The sequence below is a fragment of the Haloarcula pelagica genome, from assembly GCF_030127105.1.
GTDB lineage: Archaea > Halobacteriota > Halobacteria > Halobacteriales > Haloarculaceae > Haloarcula > Haloarcula pelagica.
This window is the reverse complement of the sequence record NZ_CP126161.1, coordinates 3267621-3287191: the sequence shown is the minus strand read 5'-3', so window position 1 is coordinate 3287191 and position 19571 is coordinate 3267621. Positions and strand designations below refer to the sequence as shown.

Sequence of the window (19571 nt, the reverse complement as noted above, 5' to 3'; positions counted from 1 at the left end):
CCATTCTTTCCACATAAATAGCTTGTGGCCGATCACATAACTGTACGGGCTGTTTCACGACGAGAACACGACTCTCCAGTTGTTTCGAGTTTCTTCGACCACACGAGCCGGGACGAACGTCGGACCAGCACCGACCGGAGTCGCCGGACTCAAACGGTCGCCCGACCAACCACGGGTATGAGCGACAGTCCCGACGGCTGGGCCGAGCAACTCCGTGCGAACCGCGCCGAGAAGGACCGGTTTTTCGCCGAGCACCGCCAGTCACCGATCCCGCCAGCAGAGCGCGACGGGTTCGACGGTCTGGCGTACTTCGACCCGGACCCGGCGTACCGTGTCACCGCGACGGTGACCGTCCACGAGGCGCCGGAGACCCTCGATCTGGAGACGACCGACGGGCCGCCGGTTCGGTACGAGCGGGTCGCCACACTCTCGTTCGCCATCGACGGCACCGACTGCGAACTGGCCGGCTATCGACAGCCCGACGAGGAGGCAGCGACGCTTTTCGTCCCCTTCCGCGACAAGACCACCGGACAGCAGACCTACGGGAACGGTCGGTACATCGAACTCGAACTCGACGGCGCGCTGACCGACGGCCAGGAGATCCCGCTGGATTTCAACCTGGCGTACGCGCCGTTCTGTGCGTACAGCGAGACGTTCTCCTGCCCGCTCCCGCCGGAGGAGAACTGGCTGGAAGTCGCCGTCGAAGCCGGCGAGCGGTCCCGGTAGCAGTCCCGTAAACGAACTGTTATCAGTCCCACACCACTACACTCCGGTGTCATGGCACGTGCAGTCGATCAGCACCAACAGTCTCCCCTCCAGACGGTCGTCGCGGTCGTCTCGGCGCTGGGGATGGGCGCGGGCGGTCTCCTCTTCGGGACGGCCCTGACGCTCCTGGCGTTCGTCGTCCTCCAGTTCGGGGCGGGAATCGACCTGACGACGACCCACCTCCTCGTCCTCGGTCTCGTCTTCGTCCAGGGGGTCGGGTGTGCCGGTGTCGCACTGGCGTACGTCGAGTTCAGACCCCGAATCGCGCCGGCGATCCGCGAACTCCTGGGTATCGACGGCCCCTTCGTCGAGTTCGACATCCCCGCCTCGATCCCCTCGCTCAGAGACGCCGCCGTGGTCATCGTGGGCTATTTCCTCGCGCTCGGCGCCGCCATCGGCGGGTCGCTGCTGGCCTCGCAACTGGCGGTCGACACCGGGACCAACTCCGCAGCCCAGGTCGGCATGGAGAACCCGGAGATCATCCTCCTGTTGATCCCCGCCTCGCTGTTGCTCGTCGGCCCCGGCGAGGAACTGCTGTTCCGCGGCGTCGTCCAGGGCCGGATCCGAACGGTGTTCAACCCCGTCGTCGGAATCCTCGTCCCGAGCATCGCTTTCGCCGGCCTCCACTGGTTCGCGCTCTCGGGGGGCTCGACGACGGGGAACCTCTTCGTCGTGAGCCTGCTCGTCCTCCCCGCGCTTGTCTTCGGCGTCAGCTACGAGTACACCGACAACATCGTGGTCCCCTCGCTGATCCACGGCTTCTACAACGCGACGCTGTTTACCGGCCTCTACGTCTCGGTCGTCTACGCCGACCAGGCCGCCCAGAGCGCGCTGCTGGCGCTGTGAGTCAGCGGACGACCACCACTCGGAGGTCGTTGACGTTCGTCCCGGTCGGGCCGGTCTCGACGAGCGCGTCATGGTCGGCCAGCAGTCCGTAGGCGTCGCTACGGTCGAGCGCGTCGCGTACCGCCGCCTCTCCGGGCCGGTTTCCGCCGTCGACGACAGCCCCGGCAGCGTCCGTCGCCCCGTCGATCCCGTCGGTGTCGACCGCCGCGAGGACGCTGTCGGCGGGCAGGTCCGCCAGCCCGCCGAGGACGAACTCCTGGTTCGGCCCGCCCTGTCCGTCTCCGGAGACCGTGACCGTCGTCTCGCCGCCCGAGAGCACCACTGCCGGAGGTTCGACCGGCGTCCCGGTCGCGCGAATCTCCGCAGCGATCGCCGCGTGCGTGCCGGCGGCGGTTCGTGCCTCGCCCCGGACCCGCGAGGAGAGGATCAGCGGTTCGTAGCCGGCCTCGGCCGCCCGCTCGCTCGCCGCCCGGAGGGCCGTCATGTTGTTGGCGACGACGTGTGTCGTGACCTGATCGAACACGGGATCGCCGGCATCGGGCGTCTCGGGCACGGCCCCCTCGACACCGCGTGTGAGCCGCCGGCGAACACTGTCGGGAACCGCGCCGTCGACTCCGTCGACCACGTCCAGCGCGTCCCGGAACGTCGACGGATCGGGCGTCAGCGGCCCGCTGGCGATCACGGACAGATCGTCGCCGACGACATCGCTCAGGACCAGTCCACAGACGCGGGCGGGTGCGAGCCGACGCGCCAACTGTCCGCCCTTGACCGCCGAGAGATGCTTGCGGACGGCGTTGACCGACTCGATCGGGACACCACCGTCCAGCAGCGTCCTCGTCGTCGACCGAAGGTCGGCCAGGGAGACGCCGTCGGGCGCGGCCAGACAGGCGCTGCCGCCCCCGGTCACCACCGCGATGACGAGCGTCCGCTCGCCGCAGTCGTCGGCCGCCGCCAGCAGTTCCCGTGTCGACTCGACGCCGCGTTCGCTGGGCAGCGGGTGGTCCGCGGGCAGCACGCGAACCCGGTCGAGATCGACCGGCGAATCCGTCACGACGACACCGCCGTCAAGCGCCGCGCCGAGCTCCCGTTCGAGCGCTGCCGCGACGTGACCGGCGGCGTTGCCCCCGCCCAGGACGACGAGTTCGTCGTACGCCCGTCGGTCGAACTGCTCGCCGGCGACCGTGATCGTCTGCCCGTCGCGGGCGACGACGGCGGGGACGACGGTTTCGGGCCGAGCGCGCTCGATTCCGGCCTCGATACAGTCGAGCGCGACGGTGACCGCAGGGTCCTCCGTGGCGCGTTCCCGGTCGCGGATCATACCGCCAGTACACCGCGGGAGTACAAGAGCGTTGGACACCGTGGCCGCGGTCGTCGCCACAGTCGATCGTGTGTTCGAGTCAGGGCCGGGCCGTCAGGTGTTCAGTTCCACGATCGCCCGCATCACGTCGTCCCCGTCGACCGGGCTCCCGCCGACGGTCGATCCGGTGTTGTACGCGGCGATCACGTCCAGCACGTCGCCTCTGTCGACCGTCCCGTCGCTATCGATATCGAACCGGCTGCTCGCGGACTGTGACGGCTGGACCGTGACGGCCACCGTATCGGTGCTCGACGCCGAGGCGTCCCGAACCACGAGTTCGAAGTCGAGCGTCGTCGGACTGCTGACACTCGGGGCCGTGAACGTCGGCTGTGCGGTCGTCGGTCCCGTCAGCACCACCGCTGTCCCGCCGGTCTGACTCCAGGTGTAAGACAGCGCGTCCCCGTCCGGATCGGTCGACTGAGAGCCATCGAGCGTCACCGACGATCCGACAGTCACTGACATGTTCGACCCGGCGTCAGCAGTCGGCGCGGTGTTCGACGGCGAGACGGTCACGGCCACGGTATCCGTTCCCCAGCCACCGTTGGCGTCTGTGACGGTCAGTTCGAACGTCAGCGTGGTCTGGCTGTTGACACTCGGAGCTGTAAACGTCGGCGTCGCCGTGTTCGGACTGCCGAGTGAAACCGCTGTCCCGCCGGTCTGACTCCAGCTGTAGATGAGGCTCTCACCGTCGGGATCTGTCGAGCCCGTCGCGTCCAGCGTCACCGACGACCCGCCGGTCACCGAGATGTCCGACCCGGCGTCCGCCGTCGGCGCGTTGTTGGACGGCGAGACGGTCACGGCGACCGTATCGGTATCCGACGCCCCGCTCGGGTCGGTCACCGACACCTCGAACGTCAACGTCGTCTGACTGTTGACTCCGGGGGCGGTAAACGTCGGTGTCGCCGTGTTCGAACTGCCCAGCGAAACTGCTGTGCCGCCGGTCTGTGTCCAGAAGTACGACAGCACGTCCCCGTCCGGATCGGTCGAGCCCGTCGCGTCCAGCGTTACCGGTGCGCCGCCGTTTACCGACACATCCGACCCGGCGTCCGCGGTCGGCACGGAATTCGACGGCGATACCGTGACAGCCACCGTATCCGTCCCCCAGCCGCCGTTACCGTCCGTAACCGTCACTTCGAACGTCAGCGTGGTCTGGCTGTTGACACTCGGGGCCGTGAACGTCGGCGTCGCCGTGTTCGGACTGCCGAGTGAAACCGCTGTCCCGCCGGTCTGACTCCAGCTGTAGATGAGGCTCTCACCGTCGGGGTCGGTCGAGCCCGTCGCGTCCAGCGTCACCGACGACCCGCCGGTCACCGAGATGTCCGACCCGGCGTCCGCCGTCGGCGGGGAGTTACCGACCGACAGCGCTCGGTCGGCCTGCACGAGTCCGTAGCCGGCTTCGTTGTCCCGTCCCGACGCCTCGATATCGAGGGCCGTGTCCTGCAATCGCTGCCGGACGGCCGACTCCGAGAGGTCCCTCGAACCGTCTTCGAGATCCTGGGCGATGACCAGCGCCGCGGCGCCCGCCACGTGGGGCGCCGCTGCGGACGTTCCGCCGAAGTAAACGGTCCCACCGCCGATACCGGTGGTGTCCTGTCCCGATCCGGGCGCGGCGAGTTCGATCTCGCTCCCTTCGGCGCTGAACGTGGTGGTCTGGTCGTTGCGGTCCGTCGCCGCGACGGCGATCGCGCCGCTGTATTTCGCCGGATACCCCACTTCGTTGGTCGCGGGGTCCCCGTCGCCGCTGTTGCCGGCGGAGGCGACGATAACCGCCCGGTCGCTGGCGTCCGCGATCGCGTTCCGGAGGTTGCTGGCGTCGCTGGCGCCGCCGAGACTCATCGAGAGGACATCGGCGTCGTCGTCGGTCCCCATCGTCCCGTCGGGGCCTTTCAGCGCCGCGTCGATCCCGCTGACCCACCAACTGTAGTAGCCCACGCCGGTCGAGTTCAACACCTTGATCGCGTAGAGGTCGGCGGTGGGCGCGACGCCGACGACGCCCCGGTTGTTGTCCTCGGCGGCCACGATGCCGGCCGCGTGGGTCCCGTGACCGTCGTTGTCGTCCGCGCTCGCGAGCGTCCGGTCGCTCGCCCCCTCGGAGAAGTTCGCCCCCCAGACCACGTTGTCGTCGAGGTCGGGATGCTGGTAGTCGATTCCGGTGTCGAGGACGGCCACGTCGACCGCCGAGACGGCGCTGTCGTCGACTTGCTGCTGGGCGTCGGGCGCGCCGACGCGGTCGATCCCCCACGGCGTCGACTGGCTCCGAGTCCCTCCGGTGGGATCGCCGGCCGTACTCGCGGCGGTGACGGGCTCGGGGGTCGTGACCACGGTATCGACGACGACGGACTCGACATCCGGGCGCGCCCGCAGTTCGGGCAGCACCGAGCGGGGAACGTTCGCGTACAGGACCGGCATGAACTGGACCTCGGTCCCGCCCTGCACGTCGATCCGGGGATGTGTCTCACGAAGCGACGCCTCGGCCCGTGCGGCGTCGCTGGTGAACTCGACCACGACACGGACACGCTCTGTGGCCTGGGTCGTCGCTTCGGTCCCCGGTTCCGTGGCCGCTGCCACCGCAGCGCCGGGTTTCCGGTCGTTCGTATCCTGCGGGTCCGCCGCCTCTAAACCGGTTGCCTGTGCCGGTGTGACGGCCACGAGCACGGCCAGGCAAACGACTGCCACGACGGAGAAGCCTCTCGACATGAGACACGATATCACGGCCGGCGATATGAACTCCCTGGCCCCAGTACCAATGTTGAGACTGAGGCGGATACCACCGCAGACCGCCGAACTGCCACATGAACTATAGGGGCCTCCGAAAAACACTGAACGGATGACAGGAGCGGGCGGGGTGTTGGCCGCTGCGCCGTTCGACGACACGGTCGTCCAGTTGGCGGTGGCGACCGCGCTGGGGATGTTCCTGGGGCTAGAACGGGAGTGGTCGGAGAAACCGGCCGGAATCCGGACGTTCTCGCTCGCGAGCCTGCTCGGCGCGGTGTTCGTCTATCTGGAGAGCGATCTGCTGCTCGCCGTCGGTGGCGTGTTCGTCGTCGTGCAGGGAGTCCTCATCGCCACGAAAGGCCTCCTCACCGACCGGGGGCTCTCCCTGACGACTTCGGCCTCGCTGTTGGTCGCCTACGGCGTCGGCGGCCTGGTCGCCGGCGGGTTCCTCCTCGAAGGCGTCGCGGTGGCGGTCATCTCGACGCTGTTGCTGGTGCTCAAGCGAGAGCTCCACACCTTCGCCTGGGGGCTCTCCCGTGAGGAACTCCGGTCGGCGACCGAGTTCGCCATCCTCGCGTTCGTCGTCTACCCCCTCCTGCCGACCGAGGCGACGATCCGTCTGGCCGGGTTCAGCCTCGGCTTCGAGCCGCGGATCGTCTGGCTGATGGTCGTGTTCGTCGCCGGCATCGGGATGGTCAACTACACCATCGTCACCCTGTACGGCGGTCGCGGGATCGCGATCACCGGGTTCTTCGGCGGGCTGGCCTCCTCGACGGCCGTCGTCGGAACGGTCGTCGACCACGTCAAACAGCGCCCGTCGACCAGCAGCTACGGGATCGCCGCGATCCTGCTGGCCGACGCCGCGATGGCGGTTCGAAACCTGGCTATCGTCATCGCGTTCACGGTTCCGGACCTGCTCGTCGGCGTCGTCGTCCCAGTCCTGGTCGTCGTCCTCGCGTGTGTCGCCATCGCGGCGGCCACCGCCGACTGGAGCGAGGAGTTCGAAGTCGAGTTACAGACGCCGTTCTCGCTCCGGTACGCCCTCGGCTTCGGGGCCGCGTTTCTCGTCGTCGTCCTCGCCGGTGCTGTCGGGAACGCCGAGTTCGGCGCGGTCGGCTTCTACGTGACTGCGGCGCTCTCGGGACTGGTCTCCAGTGCCTCTGCGACGACATCTGCGGTCCTCCTCTACCGGGCCGGGACACTGGACCAGACGACGGCGACGGTCGGCGTCCTGTTGGCGACGGTCACGAGCATCGTCGTCAAAGCGGGGTTGACGCTGACGACACGGGACCGCCAGTTCGTCGGTCGGGTCGCGCTGTGGAGCGTGGCGGTTGTCGCCGCCGGTACGGCCGCGACCGCGGTCGTCCTACTATCGTAGCTCGTGTGTCAGTCACGGAAACATCAGGTGAATTAATCGATATTAATGGTCGAACAGTGACTAGTCGGACGAGCCAGAAGGGCTTTACACGGGTACCTGTTGGCACCGAGTATGAGCCAGCCAGACGCACCGCGACAGAAGTCGACGCTGTTCTGTCCCGACTGTGGATACGAGAGTCCCGCCCCGATGGGGTGGCTGGAGTATACGCTCTCGGACCAGCAGCACAAGCGGTGCCCCAGCTGTTTCGCGCTCGTCGCCCGGCGTGCGACGGAGACGCCCGCGGACACGTGGGACCGCGGCCGAGACCAGGTCCGCTCCGGGTTCGCGCTCTGGCGTGCCAGCGTCTCGCACCTCCAGCAGTCCGTCGAGCGGCTATCCGTTCGCGGATAGGGACACTTCCACCGGGAGTTTATGCCGATTGGGCCCCCATCGCAACACGAGCCCGAGCCGGGGGGAGTGCGTTCGTGCAACCGCTGTGCCCCCGGTTCTCGTCGTCACGATGGCGGACACGACCGACACACATGCTCTCGGACACACCAGGGATCCACCACGTCACGGGAATCGTCCGCGACGGGCAGGCGAACGTCGACTTCTACAGAGACGTTCTCGGGCTGTCCCTCGTCAGGCAGACCGTGAACTTCAACGACAAGTTCACACGGCACCTCTTCTACGGTGACCGGACGGGTACGCCCGGGACGGTGTTGACGTTCTTCCCGTATCCGGCCGAAGACGACGGCCGTCCCGGAAAACCGGAGATCAGTGCCACCGCCATGGTGATCCCGCCGGAGTCGGTGTCGTACTGGCGGGACCGACTCGCGGACCACGGCGTCACAGTCCAGGGACCGGTCGACCGCTTCGACGGACGGGCGCTCCGCTTTAGCGACCCCGACGGGACGCGACTCGAACTCGTCACCGGCGAATCAGACGTATCCCCGTGGGCGGACGGACCGGTCCCGACGCGACACGCGATCCGTGGCATCCACGGCGTGACGCTGCGCTCGACCGACGTGTACGTGACGGCGAGCGTCCTGGAGACGCTGGGGTTCGAACTGGTCACGCAGGCGGGCGACCGCGTCCGCTACGAGACCGATGGGACCCGTGCGACCGTCGTCGACCTGCTCGACCAGGACGCCGAGTTCGCCCGGGAAGGCGCCGGATCGTTCCACCACGTCGCGGTCCGCGTCCCCGACGAGGAACAACTGTACGAGTGGCACAGCCTCTTCCGGGAGCGGGGCTACGACGTGTCACGGGTGAAAGACCGCCACTTCTTTCACTCGCTGTACGTCCGTGATTCCGGCGGTATCCTGTTCGAACTCGCGACCGACACCTCGGAATCCGGGGCGAGCGACGACGCCGACGCCGGCGATCGATCGCTGTTTCTCCCGCCGTGGCTGCAGGAGGACCGCGAGATGATCGAGAGCCAGCTCCCGCCGCTCGAACTCGGGCCCCCTTCGGGGACGACTCGATGACACGGGAGCCGCGATCAGACAGTACCCCGGCGGACCCACACGGCGACCGACCGATATCGACGGCCGGCGCACCACCCCAAGCGGCCCAGGCGGCCGTGATACTGCTCCACGGCCGCGGGTCGAACGCACGGAGCATGCTCACGCTCATCGACGAGTTTCTCCACCACGGCGTGATGTATCTCGCCCCGGAGGCAGCCCACAGTTCGTGGTATCCTCGCTCGGCCACGGCACCGGTCGAGGAGAACGAGCCGTGGCTGTCCTCCGCAGTCGAGCACGTGTCGACCGCGATAGCGACGGCCGCGAGCGCCGGTGTCCCCGCCGACCGGACGCTCCTCCTGGGGTTCTCACAGGGCGGCTGTCTCGCGAGCGAGTTCGTCGTCCGAACCCCCCGTCGGTACGGCGGACTCGTCGTTTTGTCCGGGAGTCTGCCCGGAGAGGAGACGACACGTGGGTCGGAAGGCTCGATCGAGGGAACACCGGTGTTTCTCGGCTACGGCGCCGACGACCCGGCCGTCACACCGGAACAGGTTCGGCGGACCGTTCGCGTGTTCGAACGGCTGGGTGGTCGCGTCGACAGCAGCCGCTACGAGGGGCTGGGTCACGAGATCAACGACGACGAGATTCGGCGGATCGATACGCTCGTCGAACAACTCGTTCCGTCCGGTTCTGGGTAGTGTCCGTGAAATGTCGCCCGGAACACTAACGTCCAGCGTCATCCTGGGCCGTGTGCCAGGTCGGCTGGCAAACCCTCGTGCCGGGCGGGTCGTCGTTCAGACGACCGGGTGCGCGAGCGGCGGTAGCCGCGAGCGCGGGAGACGCTGTGAACGCCTCGGTGTGCCGACGGTGTCGGCGGACCGCAATGTCGCGCGCCCGGGTTCTCCGGACCTTCATCGTCCCGAAGACGGGCCTCCGACGGGGATTGAAGGCGCGCACTCTCCCTAGCGGGCAGGCGTACCTAAGCGTTCGCCCTCAGATCGCGTAGTCGTCCTCGCGTAACTGGACGTAGCGGTTGCCCCGGTAGCCGAACTTCCCCCACTTGTAGCGGGCGACCAGTTCGACGCCGTGGAGTCCCCCGCGGAGGGCGGCGTCGGCCTTGATCCCCCGAACGTCCTGCAGCGCGCTCGCCGTCCCGAACGCGCGGTCCCAGTCGCCTGGTCCCCAGTCACGCACGAGATCGGCGAAGGTGACGTTCCGGCGCACCTCCTCGCCCAGCGCGGCCTCCCACTCGTCGTTGTACCGTTCGAGGCTGTCCTGTGCGGCGAGTCGACCGGCGATCTTGCCGGTCCGGACGGCGACGTGGTCCCCGCCCTCGTGGAAGGCCGAGGTCCCGCCCATCGCGCCGCCGGTGACGGCGATCCCGGCGCCGACCGGCGACTCGATCGGCCGCGTCGATGAGATGGGATAGGTCTCGGTGCCGCCGGACTTGCCCCGATCCTCGACCAGCGGGAAGTCCTCGATATCGTAGCTGGGGAACTGCCGGCGGAGCAGTCGGCGGACGTACTCGTTGCCCCGGGGGATGCCCTCGTCGCTCTCGTCGAGGAGGTCCCACTCGGCCACGTCGTAGTCCGCGATGTCGAGCCCGATCGGCATGGTCAGTCCGATCCGAGCGACCGGCGGGTCGTTCGGGAAGATCCAGGGGTAGGCGGTGTGGCCGGGCATGATCCCCCACCAGAACTCGATGTGGTCGGGGTCGAACAGCTCCTCGGGCATCCGGCGGTGTTCCTGGTACGCGATGTGGTTCGCTTTCGTCGACGGGAGCACGTCGCTCAGCCGCTGGTCGGGCGGAAGGAACTGATCGAGCGTGCCGCCCGTGACCGTCCGCTGTGGGCCGTCCGCGAGGACGACGTAGTCGGCGGTCAGGTCGTCGCCGTCGGCCAGCCGGACGGTGTGTCGGGGACGCCCGCCGAGGTCGGTCTCGACCTCGCGGACGCTGACGCCGACGCGGTAGTCGGCGCCGGCCGCAGTGGCCCGCTCGCGGAGCCAGTCGTCGAACCGGGCACGGTGGAACGTGAGGCCGAAACCGTCGTAGCTCGCGTCGATCCCCGTCTCCGTCATCACGAGTTCGTTGTTCGGGCCGTAGAACTTCGCCCCGTCGAGTTCGCTGAGCACGACGTGGTCGGGGAGTTCGTCGGGGGCGAAGTCCATGAGGTCGATCCAGTAGTCCAACAGCCCCGCCGCGTCCGTCGAGTCCGGCCCCGTCCGGTCGCGGTCGGCCCTGGGAACCCCCTTCTCCAGGACCACCGCGTCCGCGCCGTGGTCGGCGGCGGCCGCTGCCGCCGAGGAGCCGGCAGGCCCACCCCCGACGATAGCGACATCTACGTGTTCCATACGGACTACGGTGCCACCCGGACGGCTAAAACCTACTGCCTCGCGCCGACGGAGGGCACGGCGACATCCACGTCCGATCGCTCCAGGGCAGCCTCCACGGCCGTCCGCCAGCCCTCGGTACTGGTCGTCCGATCGAGCGCGTCGTCGATGGCCGAGCGCTGTGCCCGTAGTCGGGAGAGGAGCCGCGCGTACTCCTCGCACTCGTCGAGCCGACCCTGCTCGACGGTGGCATCGAGCGTCCCAGCCCGCGAGGCCAGCGCGAACAGCTCCCGCACCTCCGACGGGGCCTGTGCGACGACGCCGACACGTTCGATCGACCGCAGTACCGCGTCGCGCCCGACGGGTTTCGTGAGGTACTCGTCGACCGGGATATCGAGCAGGTCGACCGTCGGCTCGACGCCGCTGATCATCAGGACCCCCGGGTCGTACGGCCCGGCCGCGAGCTCGGCGGCCACCGTCTTACCGCTCGTTTCCGGCATCTCCCGGTCCAGCAGGAGCACGTCTACCGTGTCGTCGAGCCGTTCCAGCACCGCGTCGCCGTCGGCCACGGCGACCACGTCGTACGACTCCCCGAGCCAGAGCCGGTAGCACTCACGGAGATCCGGATCGTCGTCGGCGACCATGACACGCCCCACTGTGTCGCTCATCTGTATTCGGTACATAGCTGGTACGTAAATATACTCCCCCCACTGTTGAGATCGTTCACGACCGTTTAATACCGCGAAATAGGCCGACAACAGGGCTGAAACAGCCGAATTGATCCCGTCGAGGATGGATGCCGATAGCGTTTTGACGGAGCCGTTTGCAGCCACGGTATGTCCCTTCAGGGTGAGCGCCGATGACGGAGATTCTGGTGTTGCGCCACAAGATCCACGGGATGGTCGCCGACCGGTACGCCCAGTCACTCCGGGAACGGCTCCCGGACGCGACGGTGAAGTTAGCGAGGACACCCGCTGAAGAACGGGACCTCGTGACGGACGCGACGGTCGTAACCGGGAGTTCCTTCACCCCGGACCTGTTCGAACACGCGGAGGCGGCCGAACTGTTCGCCAGCACCTACGCCGGCTACGACCATCTCCCGCTGTCGGAACTACGCGATCGCGGGATCGCACTCACGACCGCTTCCGGCGTCCACGGGCCGAACATCGCCGAGTACGTCCTCGGCGCGTGGCTCTCGATGGCCCGCGGGTTCCTGACCGCGCGGCGACAGCAACGCGAGCGAGTCTGGCAGTCGTTCCAGGCCGACGATTTCGCCGACAGCCGGGTCTGTGTCGTCGGTATGGGCGCGATCGGGACGGCGTTGCTCGACCGGCTTGACGGGTTCGGCGTCGAGACGGTCGGCGTCAGGCACAGCCCGGAGAACGGCGGGCCGGCCGACGAGGTGTACGGTTACGACGACCTCCACACCGCCCTCGCGGAGGCCCGCTACGTCGCACTTGCCTGTCCACTGACCGAGCGGACCCGCGGACTGATCGACGCCGACGTGTTGCGGACGCTCCACACCGACGTGGTCTTAGTCAACGTCGCCCGCGGTCCGGTGATCGATACCGACGCGCTGGTCGGTGCGCTCCGTCGGAACCACGTCGGCGGCGCCGTCCTAGACGTGACCGACCCGGAACCGCTCCCGGAGGACCATCCGCTGTGGACCTTCGAGAACGTCCTGATAACGCCACACAACGCCGGGCACACACCGTCGTACTACGACCGGTTGGCCGATATCGTCGCCGAGAACGTCGAACGGGCCGCCGAAACCGGGTCCTGGGACGGGCTCAGAAACCAGATCGACCTGGGCTAGCTCACTCGACGAGGATGTGCGCCGGCAGGTCGTCCCGGATGATCGTCTCGCAGTACTCACAGCGGACGCCGTCGTCGGTGACGGCGAACCGGGACTCGACGGGCTCGTCCTTCGTCGAGATGCAGTTGTGGTTCGGACACTCCAGGACGCCCTCGACGACCTCCGGTCGCTCGACGCGGTGTTTCTCGACCACGTCGTACTCCCGGACGATGTTGATGGATGCCGCCGGCGCGATCAGCGAGAGCACGTCGACCTCGGCCTGAGACAGCTCCCGACCCTCGATTTTCACGATGTCTTTCTTCCCCAGTCGGTCCGAGGGGACGTTCATCGCCACCGAGAGCGCGTCGCCGCTGCCCCCGTCGATGCCCAAGATCGCGAGGACGTTCAGCGCCTGGCCGCCCGCGATGTGATCGATGACGGTGCCGTTCTTGATCTTCGAGACACGGAGTTGCTGGTCGTCGGTCATCGTGGCTCACCTCCGAGTATCAGATCGAGCAGTGCCATCCGTACCGGGACACCGTTGTGGGCCTGCTCGAAGTACTTCGCGTGGTCGGTCCGATCGACTTCGTGGGCGATCTCGTCGACGCGTGGCAGCGGATGCATCACCGTGAGGTCGTCTTTGGCCGCGTCGAGCGTCCCGGTGTCGATCTGGTACTGGCCGGCGACCTCGCGATACTCGCTCTCGTCGGGGAACCGCTCGCGCTGGATGCGAGTCACGTAGAGGACATCCAGCGCCGGCAGGATCTCGTCGAGGTCAGTATGTTCCCGAACGTCTGCGCCCTGCTCGTGGAGGTCGTACCGGACCGACCGGGGCAGTTGCAGTGATTCGGGGCTGATGAAGTGCTGGTGGGCGTCGACCGTCGTCAGCGCGTGGGCCAGCGAGTGGACCGTGCGTCCGTACTTCAGATCGCCCATGATCCCGATGGTGAGGTCGTCGAACCCGGCGTTCTCCCGGATCGTGTACAGATCGAGGAGCGTCTGTGTCGGGTGCTGACCGGCGCCGTCGCCGGCGTTGACGAGTGGCACGTCGACGAACTCGCTGGCCATCTTCGCGGAGCCCTCCATCGGATGCCGGAGGACGAGCGCGTCGGCGTAGCCCTCGACGACCCGGACCGTATCAGCCAGCGACTCCCCTTTCTTCACGCTGGAGGATTCGACCGATCCCATGTCGACGATATCCCCGCCGAGGCGCTTCATCGCCGTCGCGAAGCTCATCTTCGTCCGCGTACTCGGCTCGAAAAAGAGGAGCCCGAGCAGCGTGTCGCTGTGCCGGTCGGCGAAGGCTGTCGGGTCCGCCGCGATCGTAGCGGCGTGATCGAGCACCTCCTCGATATCGGCCCGTGAGAGCTGTTTGGCGCTGATGATGTGATCGTGCCGCATCGTACTCGGAAGGGCGCCCCCGACGCTCTTGAATCTCCCGACACGGCGAAGGTTGAAATCGGATCCCGGCGGGAACCCCTGTATGCTCGCAATCGCAGGCGGGAAAGGCGGCTGTGGGAAGACGACGACGGCGCTGGGCATCGCCAGCGAACTGGGCGCCCGCGGGAGTCGGCCGCTCGTCGTCGACGCGGACAGGCAGATGCCCGATATCCACCACCGCGTCGGGATCGACCGCACGCCCGGCCTCGGCTGTCTCGGTCGGGCAGCGCTGTCGCGACTTGCCCGCCGACCGAGTCGGTTTCCACGGATCGACGCGGTGCCGTGTGGCACCGCCGACAGATCGACGCTTTCGAGCGCCCTGGCCCGCCTCCGCGGGCGCCGGCGCCCCGTCCTCGTCGACTGTCCCGCCGGCGCGGGCCCCGACGCTGCCGTCCCGCTCCGCCACGCCGACGCGAGTATCGTCGTCGCGACGCCGACCGAACAGAGTCTCCGGGACGCGGCGAAGACGGCGGCGATGGCCCGTGAACTCGACGCCCCGCCGTCCTTTGCCGTCCTCACGCGCAGCGACGGATCAACCCAGCCAGGCGCGCTGCTTGGCTGTCGCGACGTGGTCCACGTCCCCGAGGTATCAGAACCTCCACTCGAAGCCAGGGCTGTCGCCGTTCGGTACGCAGCGGTCGCGACACGCCTGGCTAAGCGGAATATTTAATCCTGTGGGTTCTGTAGCTTCCGCTGGTATGGTGAACCGGCTACGGACGGGCATCGACGTTCTCGACAGGAAACTCGACGGAGGGATTCCTGCCGGGAGTATCGTCACGCTGTCCGCCCATCCGGCGAGCCAAGCGGAGCTGTTCCTCTACGAACTCACCGCCACCCGAGGGACGCTGTGGCTCTCGCTCGATCGGACCGCCGAGTCGGTCGTCGCCAGCATCGAACAGACCCCCGCAAACACTGGCGACCCGACGGTCCGACACATCTCCGGCGAGGCCCCGCTGGACAACGCGGGCAAGCTCGTCTCCGCGCTGCCCGAGACCTCGAACCTGATCGTCGATCCGCTGGATGTCCTCGAATCCCAGGAACCACACTCCCGGTTTCGGGCGTTCATGAACGACCTGCAGAACCACATCGTCAACACGAACAGCCTGGGCATCTTGCACTGTCTCAACGGCCGGGACGTGCCGCCGCTGCGTGACACCACCGAACACTTCGCCGACGTGGTCTTCCAGCTCAACACCCAGATCGAGGGCGACGAGATCGCCAACCGGCTGGCGATCCCGAAGTTCCGGGGCGGCCGCGCCCCCAACGACGTGATCAAACTCGACCTCGTCGAGGAGGTCAGCATCGACACGAGCCGGGATATCGCCTAAACTTTTTCCGCTCGGGTTCGCTGACGCGAACCACTCGCGCAAAAACTTTAGAAGCCAAAAAACGCCGGACGCTCGGCGGAGCCTCGCGTCCGGAGAACCGGCGGCTCCGCCGCCGGATGCTCTCAGACAACCCTGCCCTTCCCCAGGTCGTCGCACGGAGGCGACTCCCGGCCACATGGTCTCTGGCGAGCACGACACGCGTCGCTCGTCGGTCCGAAAGCGGAGAAGCGCGGTCGGCGTTACTCCTCGGCGCCTTCGATCTCTTCGGCGATCTCTTCGGCGTCGACATCCGCGTCTTCGAGCGCTTCTTCGAGGTCCGCGCCGCCGGGGCCGCCGCCCATACCGCCCATCATGCCGGGCATCCCCATACCGCCGCCACCGATCTCCTCCTGGACGATGATGCGGTCGACGCCGAGCAGCTGCGTGAGCTGCTGGGCGATCTGCTGTTTGCCCATCATCCACTGCTGGTTCATCGTCAGCTGCGGTGTCGCCTCGATGTAGAGCGTGTCCTTCTCGACCTCGACGGTCTCGTACTCGGGTTCGCTCTCCTCGTCGTCCTCGTCGTCGCTCTCGACGAGCTGTTCTTCCTCGACGGTGTCGGTCTCGAACCAGAGGTCCAGCTCCATGTCGAGCATCATCTGGATGATGCCCTGGGCCTTCTCCTCACGGTCGGTGACCTCGGCGGCGATCTCGTAGTCGTACTCCACGTCCTCGCCGGCCAGCGGGTGGTTGAAGTCGACGCGAGCGCGCCCGCCGATGATCGTCTCGATGTGACCCTGCTGGTTCTCGATCTGGACGTGCGCGCCGGGGTAACGGTCGTCCTCCGGGATCTTGTCCTTCGAGATGGTGCGGACCTCGTCCTCGTCGTACTCGCCGAAGGCGTCGGCGGCGGCGATCGTGACGGTGCCCTCGTCGCCGACCTCCTTCCCGATGATGTCGTCCTCGACATCGGGGAAGATGTGGCCCTCGCCCAGGACGATCGTCCGGGGGCCGAACTCCTGCTGGTCTGTGTCGACGCCCTCGTCCTCGGCGACTTCCTCGTCGGTCGTGTCGACGAGCGATCCGTCCTCGACGGTGCGCGCGGTGTAGGCGAGTTTGATCACGTCGCCATCCTGCAGGCCTGCCTCGGTTGGTTCGTCCGCTCCTTCCTCCACGTCGTCGGCGTCGGCCTCGGACTCGTTGCTCATACCGTGTTCGACTGTCGTGGCACTCTTAAGAACAACGTTTCCCGTCGGTCAGTCGGCGTGGTCGCTCTCGGCGAGGATGCGTTCGAGCTTCGATTGCTCGATGTTCCGGCCCGAGACGGGGATCACGACCGTCTTCCCGGCGATTTCCTCGCGCATCTGGAACGCGGCCGCGACGGCGGTAGCGCAGGCGCCCTCCAGAACGATGCGGTCCTCACAGAACACGCGGGCGACACCGTTCCTGATCGCGTCCTCGGAGACGAGCCGGAAATCGTCGAGATCGTCGCGTAGCACGTCCATCGTCAGCGCGAACGGGACGCGCGTCGCGACGCCCTCGGCCATCGTCTCCATACGGTCGTGGGCGGCCAGCGTGTCCTCGCTCCAGGCCCGGTACATCGCGGGCGCGGCCTCCGACTGCGCGCCGACGATCTCCGCGTCGGTCTGTGTCCCGACCGTGAGACAGTAGCCGGCGGCGGAGGAACCGCCCCCGATCGGGCTGAACAGGTAGTCGATGTCGTCGAGGGCGTCGAGGATCTCCAGGCCAGCCGTCCCGACGCCGGCGAGCAGTTTCGGCTCGTTGCCGGAGTGGACGTAGCGGGCCTGGCGTTCGACCGCCAGCTCCTCGATGTACTCACGGGCGTCGTCGTAGTCGGTGCCGTGGCGGATCACCTCCGCGCCGAGGCGTCGCATCTCCCGGACCTTGTCGTCGTTCGCCGCCTCGGGGACGCCGATCGTGACGGGTACGTCGAACTCGCGGCCGGCCCAGGCGACCGACTGGCCGTGGTTGCCGGAACTCGCGGCGACGAGGCCACGCTCGCGGAACTCCTCGGGCAACGTCGCGACGAGGTTGACCCCGCCGCGGACTTTGAACGCCCCGGTCGGGAGCGTGTCCTCGCGTTTGAGATACACGTCCGCGTCGAGCGCCGCCGAGAGGGGTTCGCTCCGGACGAGCGGTGTCGTCGGGAGGTACTCGTCGACGACTTCCCTGGCGGCCTCGACATCGGCTGGTGTCGGCGGCGTGAGGTCGTGATACGGGAAGACGGTCGTCTCGTCGGGGGACTCTACGGGTTCGTACTGACCGTCCATACACCCTCACGTGGCCCGGGAGACAGTAAACCCCGCGGTCGAAACAGGCGCTTTTTCACCGTCTCCGCCGTCCCCGACCACATGTACGAAGTGGAAGTGAAGGTCCCGGCCCACCTGGCGACGGTCGCGGACCGACTCGCCGACCTCGGGGCGGAACTGACCGGCACGGTCGTCCAGGAAGACACCTACTACGACGCGCCCCACAGGGACTTCGCCGAGACCGACGAGGCGCTGCGCGTCCGCCGCGAGACCCGTGCGGACGAGACGACGGCACGGATGACCTACAAGGGGCCGCTGGTCGACGAGGAGTCAAAGACGAGAGCGGAAGTCGAGACGGGCGTCGACGACGGGGACGACGCCGACTCGGTGTTCCAGAACCTCGGGTTCGATCCGGTCGCCACCGTCCGGAAGGACCGTCGATTCTACAGCTACGACGGGTACACGATCACGCTCGACGCCGTCGAGGGCGTCGGCGAGCACGTGGAGGTCGAAACCGAGGTCGGGGCCGAAGCCGACATCGACGCCGCGCGCGAGGGCGCGTACGACGTGCTCCGGGACCTGGGACTCGATCCGGCGGACCAGCGTCGCACGTCGTATCTCGGCATGCTGCTCGAAGATTCTTGAGAGTTATTTTTCGACGGCAGTCACTTCCCGTAAGTTATAGAACCCACCCCGGCGAACTACGCGATAATGACCGACCGGAACATCCACGTCCAGCCCGAAAGCGGGCTGGCGGTCGAGGACCAGGAAGTCGAGATCGTCGAGCGGAAGGGGATCGGTCACCCGGACTCTATCTGTGACGGCGTCGCAGAGAGCGTCTCCCGACGGCTGGCGACCGCGTACATCGACCGCGTCGGCAAAGTCCTCCACTACAACACCGACGAGACGCAACTCGTCGCCGGCACCGCCGCGCCCGCCTACGGCGGCGGCGAAGTGCTCGAACCGATCTATCTGCTCATCGTCGGCCGCGCGACCAAGACCTACGAAGGGACCCGGATCCCCGCGGAGCGCCTCGCCCTGGAGGCCGCCCGTGAGTACCTCGACGAGCAGTTCCCCCACCTCGATATCGGCTCGGACATCATCGTCGACGTGCAACTGGGCGAGGGGTCGGGCGATCTCCAGACCGTCTTCGGCGAGGAGGCCGCCGTCCCGATGGCCAACGACACGAGTTACGGCGTCGGCCACGCGCCCCTCTCAGAGACCGAGCAGATCGTCTACAACACCGAACGCCGCCTCACCGGGGAGTACGCCGCCGAGAACCCCGTCGTCGGCGAGGACGTGAAGGTGATGGGCAAACGCGAGGGTGACCACATCGACGTGACCGTCGCGGTCGCCATGGTCGACGAACACGTCGCCGACCTCTCGGCGTACAAGGACGCGGTCGCGAACGTCCGCGCGTACGTCGCCGATCTCGCGACGGAGTACACCGACCGGGAGGTCTCGGTCCACGTCAACACGGCCGACGACTACGACGAGGAGTCCATCTACCTGACGACGACCGGGACCAGCGCCGAGCAGGGTGACGACGGCTCCGTCGGCCGCGGCAACCGCGCCAACGGCCTCATCACGCCGAACCGCCCGATGAGCATGGAGGCCACCTCGGGGAAGAACCCGGTCAACCACATCGGGAAGATCTACAACCTCCTCTCGACCTCGATCGCCGAGTCCGTCGTCGACGAGGTCGACGGCATCCGTCAGCTTCAGGTCCGACTGCTCTCCCAGATCGGGTCGCCCATCGACGACCCCCACGTCGCCGACGCGATGCTCGTCACCGAGGACGGCGTCGCGGTCGGCGACATCGAGGACGAGGTCCGCGCGGCCGTCGACGAGGAACTCGCGGACGTGACCGACATCACTCGGCAGGTCATCGAGGGCGAGACCGCGACGTTCTGACTCCCGGA

General features: G+C 67.5%; 19 protein-coding genes. 11 read left to right on the top strand and 8 right to left on the bottom strand.

The genetic code is table 11. The annotated features are described in order from the left end of the window. Positions 1-177 precede the first annotated feature (177 nt). Together P1L40_RS17380 and P1L40_RS17375 are read left to right on the top strand one after the other, a co-directional pair. Complete coding sequence (locus tag P1L40_RS17380; protein ID WP_284008889.1) at positions 178-726, top strand: DUF1684 domain-containing protein; 549 nt, start codon at positions 178-180, stop codon at positions 724-726. 51 nt (positions 727-777) lie between these two features. Then, positions 778-1611 (top strand): CPBP family intramembrane glutamic endopeptidase, encoded by an 834-nt coding sequence (locus tag P1L40_RS17375; RefSeq protein ID WP_284008887.1) that lies wholly within the window; start codon positions 778-780, stop codon positions 1609-1611. Position 1612: 1 nt separating this feature from the next. Here P1L40_RS17375 and P1L40_RS17370 read toward each other — a convergent pair whose 3' ends face one another. Further along, positions 1613-2929: a glycerate kinase type-2 family protein gene (locus tag P1L40_RS17370; protein WP_284008886.1), complete on the bottom strand. Its 1317-nt coding sequence runs from the start codon at positions 2927-2929 to the stop codon at positions 1613-1615. 93 nt (positions 2930-3022) lie between these two features. Further along, the gene (locus P1L40_RS17365; RefSeq protein ID WP_284008884.1) at positions 3023-5665 is read right to left on the bottom strand and encodes a PKD domain-containing protein; all 2643 of its coding nucleotides are present in this window, start codon (positions 5663-5665) and stop codon (positions 3023-3025) included. Positions 5666-5795: 130 nt separating this feature from the next. Here P1L40_RS17365 and P1L40_RS17360 point away from each other — a divergent pair, with 130 nt between their 5' ends. From P1L40_RS17360 to P1L40_RS17345, 4 genes are all read left to right on the top strand, one after another. Then, entirely contained in the window at positions 5796-7061 is a 1266-nt protein-coding gene (locus tag P1L40_RS17360; RefSeq protein WP_284008883.1) for an MgtC/SapB family protein, read from the top strand. Between the two features lie 111 nt (positions 7062-7172). After that, on the top strand, positions 7173-7451 hold the full coding sequence (locus tag P1L40_RS17355; protein WP_284008882.1) for a DUF8106 domain-containing protein: 279 nt from the start codon (positions 7173-7175) through the stop codon (positions 7449-7451). A 131-nt stretch (positions 7452-7582) separates the two neighbouring features. Next, the gene (locus P1L40_RS17350) at positions 7583-8530 is read left to right on the top strand and encodes a VOC family protein (protein ID WP_284008880.1); all 948 of its coding nucleotides are present in this window, start codon (positions 7583-7585) and stop codon (positions 8528-8530) included. Continuing rightward, positions 8527-9204 (top strand): alpha/beta hydrolase, encoded by a 678-nt coding sequence (locus P1L40_RS17345; RefSeq protein WP_284008878.1) that lies wholly within the window; start codon positions 8527-8529, stop codon positions 9202-9204. The genes P1L40_RS17350 and P1L40_RS17345 overlap by 4 nt, the downstream gene beginning before the upstream one ends. A 295-nt stretch (positions 9205-9499) precedes the next feature. On the opposite strand, the gene P1L40_RS17340 is transcribed toward P1L40_RS17345, so the two are convergent. Further along, entirely contained in the window at positions 9500-10858 is a 1359-nt protein-coding gene (locus tag P1L40_RS17340; protein ID WP_284008877.1) for an NAD(P)/FAD-dependent oxidoreductase, read from the bottom strand. A 32-nt stretch (positions 10859-10890) separates the two neighbouring features. Further along, on the bottom strand, positions 10891-11505 hold the full coding sequence (locus P1L40_RS17335; RefSeq protein ID WP_284008875.1) for a response regulator: 615 nt from the start codon (positions 11503-11505) through the stop codon (positions 10891-10893). A 191-nt stretch (positions 11506-11696) separates the two neighbouring features. Between P1L40_RS17335 and P1L40_RS17330 the strand changes: the two genes are divergently transcribed. Next, on the top strand, positions 11697-12653 hold the full coding sequence (locus P1L40_RS17330; protein ID WP_284008874.1) for a D-2-hydroxyacid dehydrogenase: 957 nt from the start codon (positions 11697-11699) through the stop codon (positions 12651-12653). A 1-nt stretch (position 12654) separates the two neighbouring features. Here P1L40_RS17330 and pyrI read toward each other — a convergent pair whose 3' ends face one another. Both pyrI and pyrB read right to left on the bottom strand, forming a co-directional pair. Continuing rightward, complete coding sequence (gene pyrI, locus P1L40_RS17325) at positions 12655-13119, bottom strand: aspartate carbamoyltransferase regulatory subunit (RefSeq protein WP_284008873.1); 465 nt, start codon at positions 13117-13119, stop codon at positions 12655-12657. Further along, positions 13116-14033 carry an aspartate carbamoyltransferase gene (gene pyrB / locus P1L40_RS17320; protein WP_284008871.1) on the bottom strand — a complete coding sequence of 306 codons (918 nt, stop codon included), beginning with the start codon at positions 14031-14033 and terminating at the stop codon, positions 13116-13118. Before pyrB ends, pyrI begins: the two co-directional genes overlap by 4 nt. A gap of 82 nt (positions 14034-14115) precedes the next feature. Between pyrB and P1L40_RS17315 the strand changes: the two genes are divergently transcribed. Together P1L40_RS17315 and P1L40_RS17310 are read left to right on the top strand one after the other, a co-directional pair. Continuing rightward, positions 14116-14742: a MinD/ParA family ATP-binding protein gene (locus tag P1L40_RS17315; RefSeq protein WP_284008869.1), complete on the top strand. Its 627-nt coding sequence runs from the start codon at positions 14116-14118 to the stop codon at positions 14740-14742. Positions 14743-14770: 28 nt separating this feature from the next. After that, positions 14771-15400 carry an RAD55 family ATPase gene (locus P1L40_RS17310; RefSeq protein WP_276221686.1) on the top strand — a complete coding sequence of 210 codons (630 nt, stop codon included), beginning with the start codon at positions 14771-14773 and terminating at the stop codon, positions 15398-15400. Between the two features lie 239 nt (positions 15401-15639). On the opposite strand, the gene P1L40_RS17305 is transcribed toward P1L40_RS17310, so the two are convergent. Then, positions 15640-16587: an FKBP-type peptidyl-prolyl cis-trans isomerase gene (locus P1L40_RS17305; protein WP_284008866.1), complete on the bottom strand. Its 948-nt coding sequence runs from the start codon at positions 16585-16587 to the stop codon at positions 15640-15642. A 48-nt stretch (positions 16588-16635) separates the two neighbouring features. Continuing rightward, positions 16636-17670, bottom strand: coding sequence for a threonine ammonia-lyase (locus P1L40_RS17300; RefSeq protein ID WP_284008864.1), 1035 nt, complete (start codon positions 17668-17670; stop codon positions 16636-16638). An 81-nt stretch (positions 17671-17751) separates the two neighbouring features. Between P1L40_RS17300 and cyaB the strand changes: the two genes are divergently transcribed. Then, a complete protein-coding gene (gene cyaB / locus P1L40_RS17295; protein WP_284008863.1) occupies positions 17752-18294 on the top strand; it encodes a class IV adenylate cyclase in 543 nt (180 codons plus the stop codon). 66 nt (positions 18295-18360) lie between these two features. After that, positions 18361-19563: a methionine adenosyltransferase gene (locus P1L40_RS17290; protein ID WP_284008862.1), complete on the top strand. Its 1203-nt coding sequence runs from the start codon at positions 18361-18363 to the stop codon at positions 19561-19563. Positions 19564-19571: the final 8 nt, after the last annotated feature.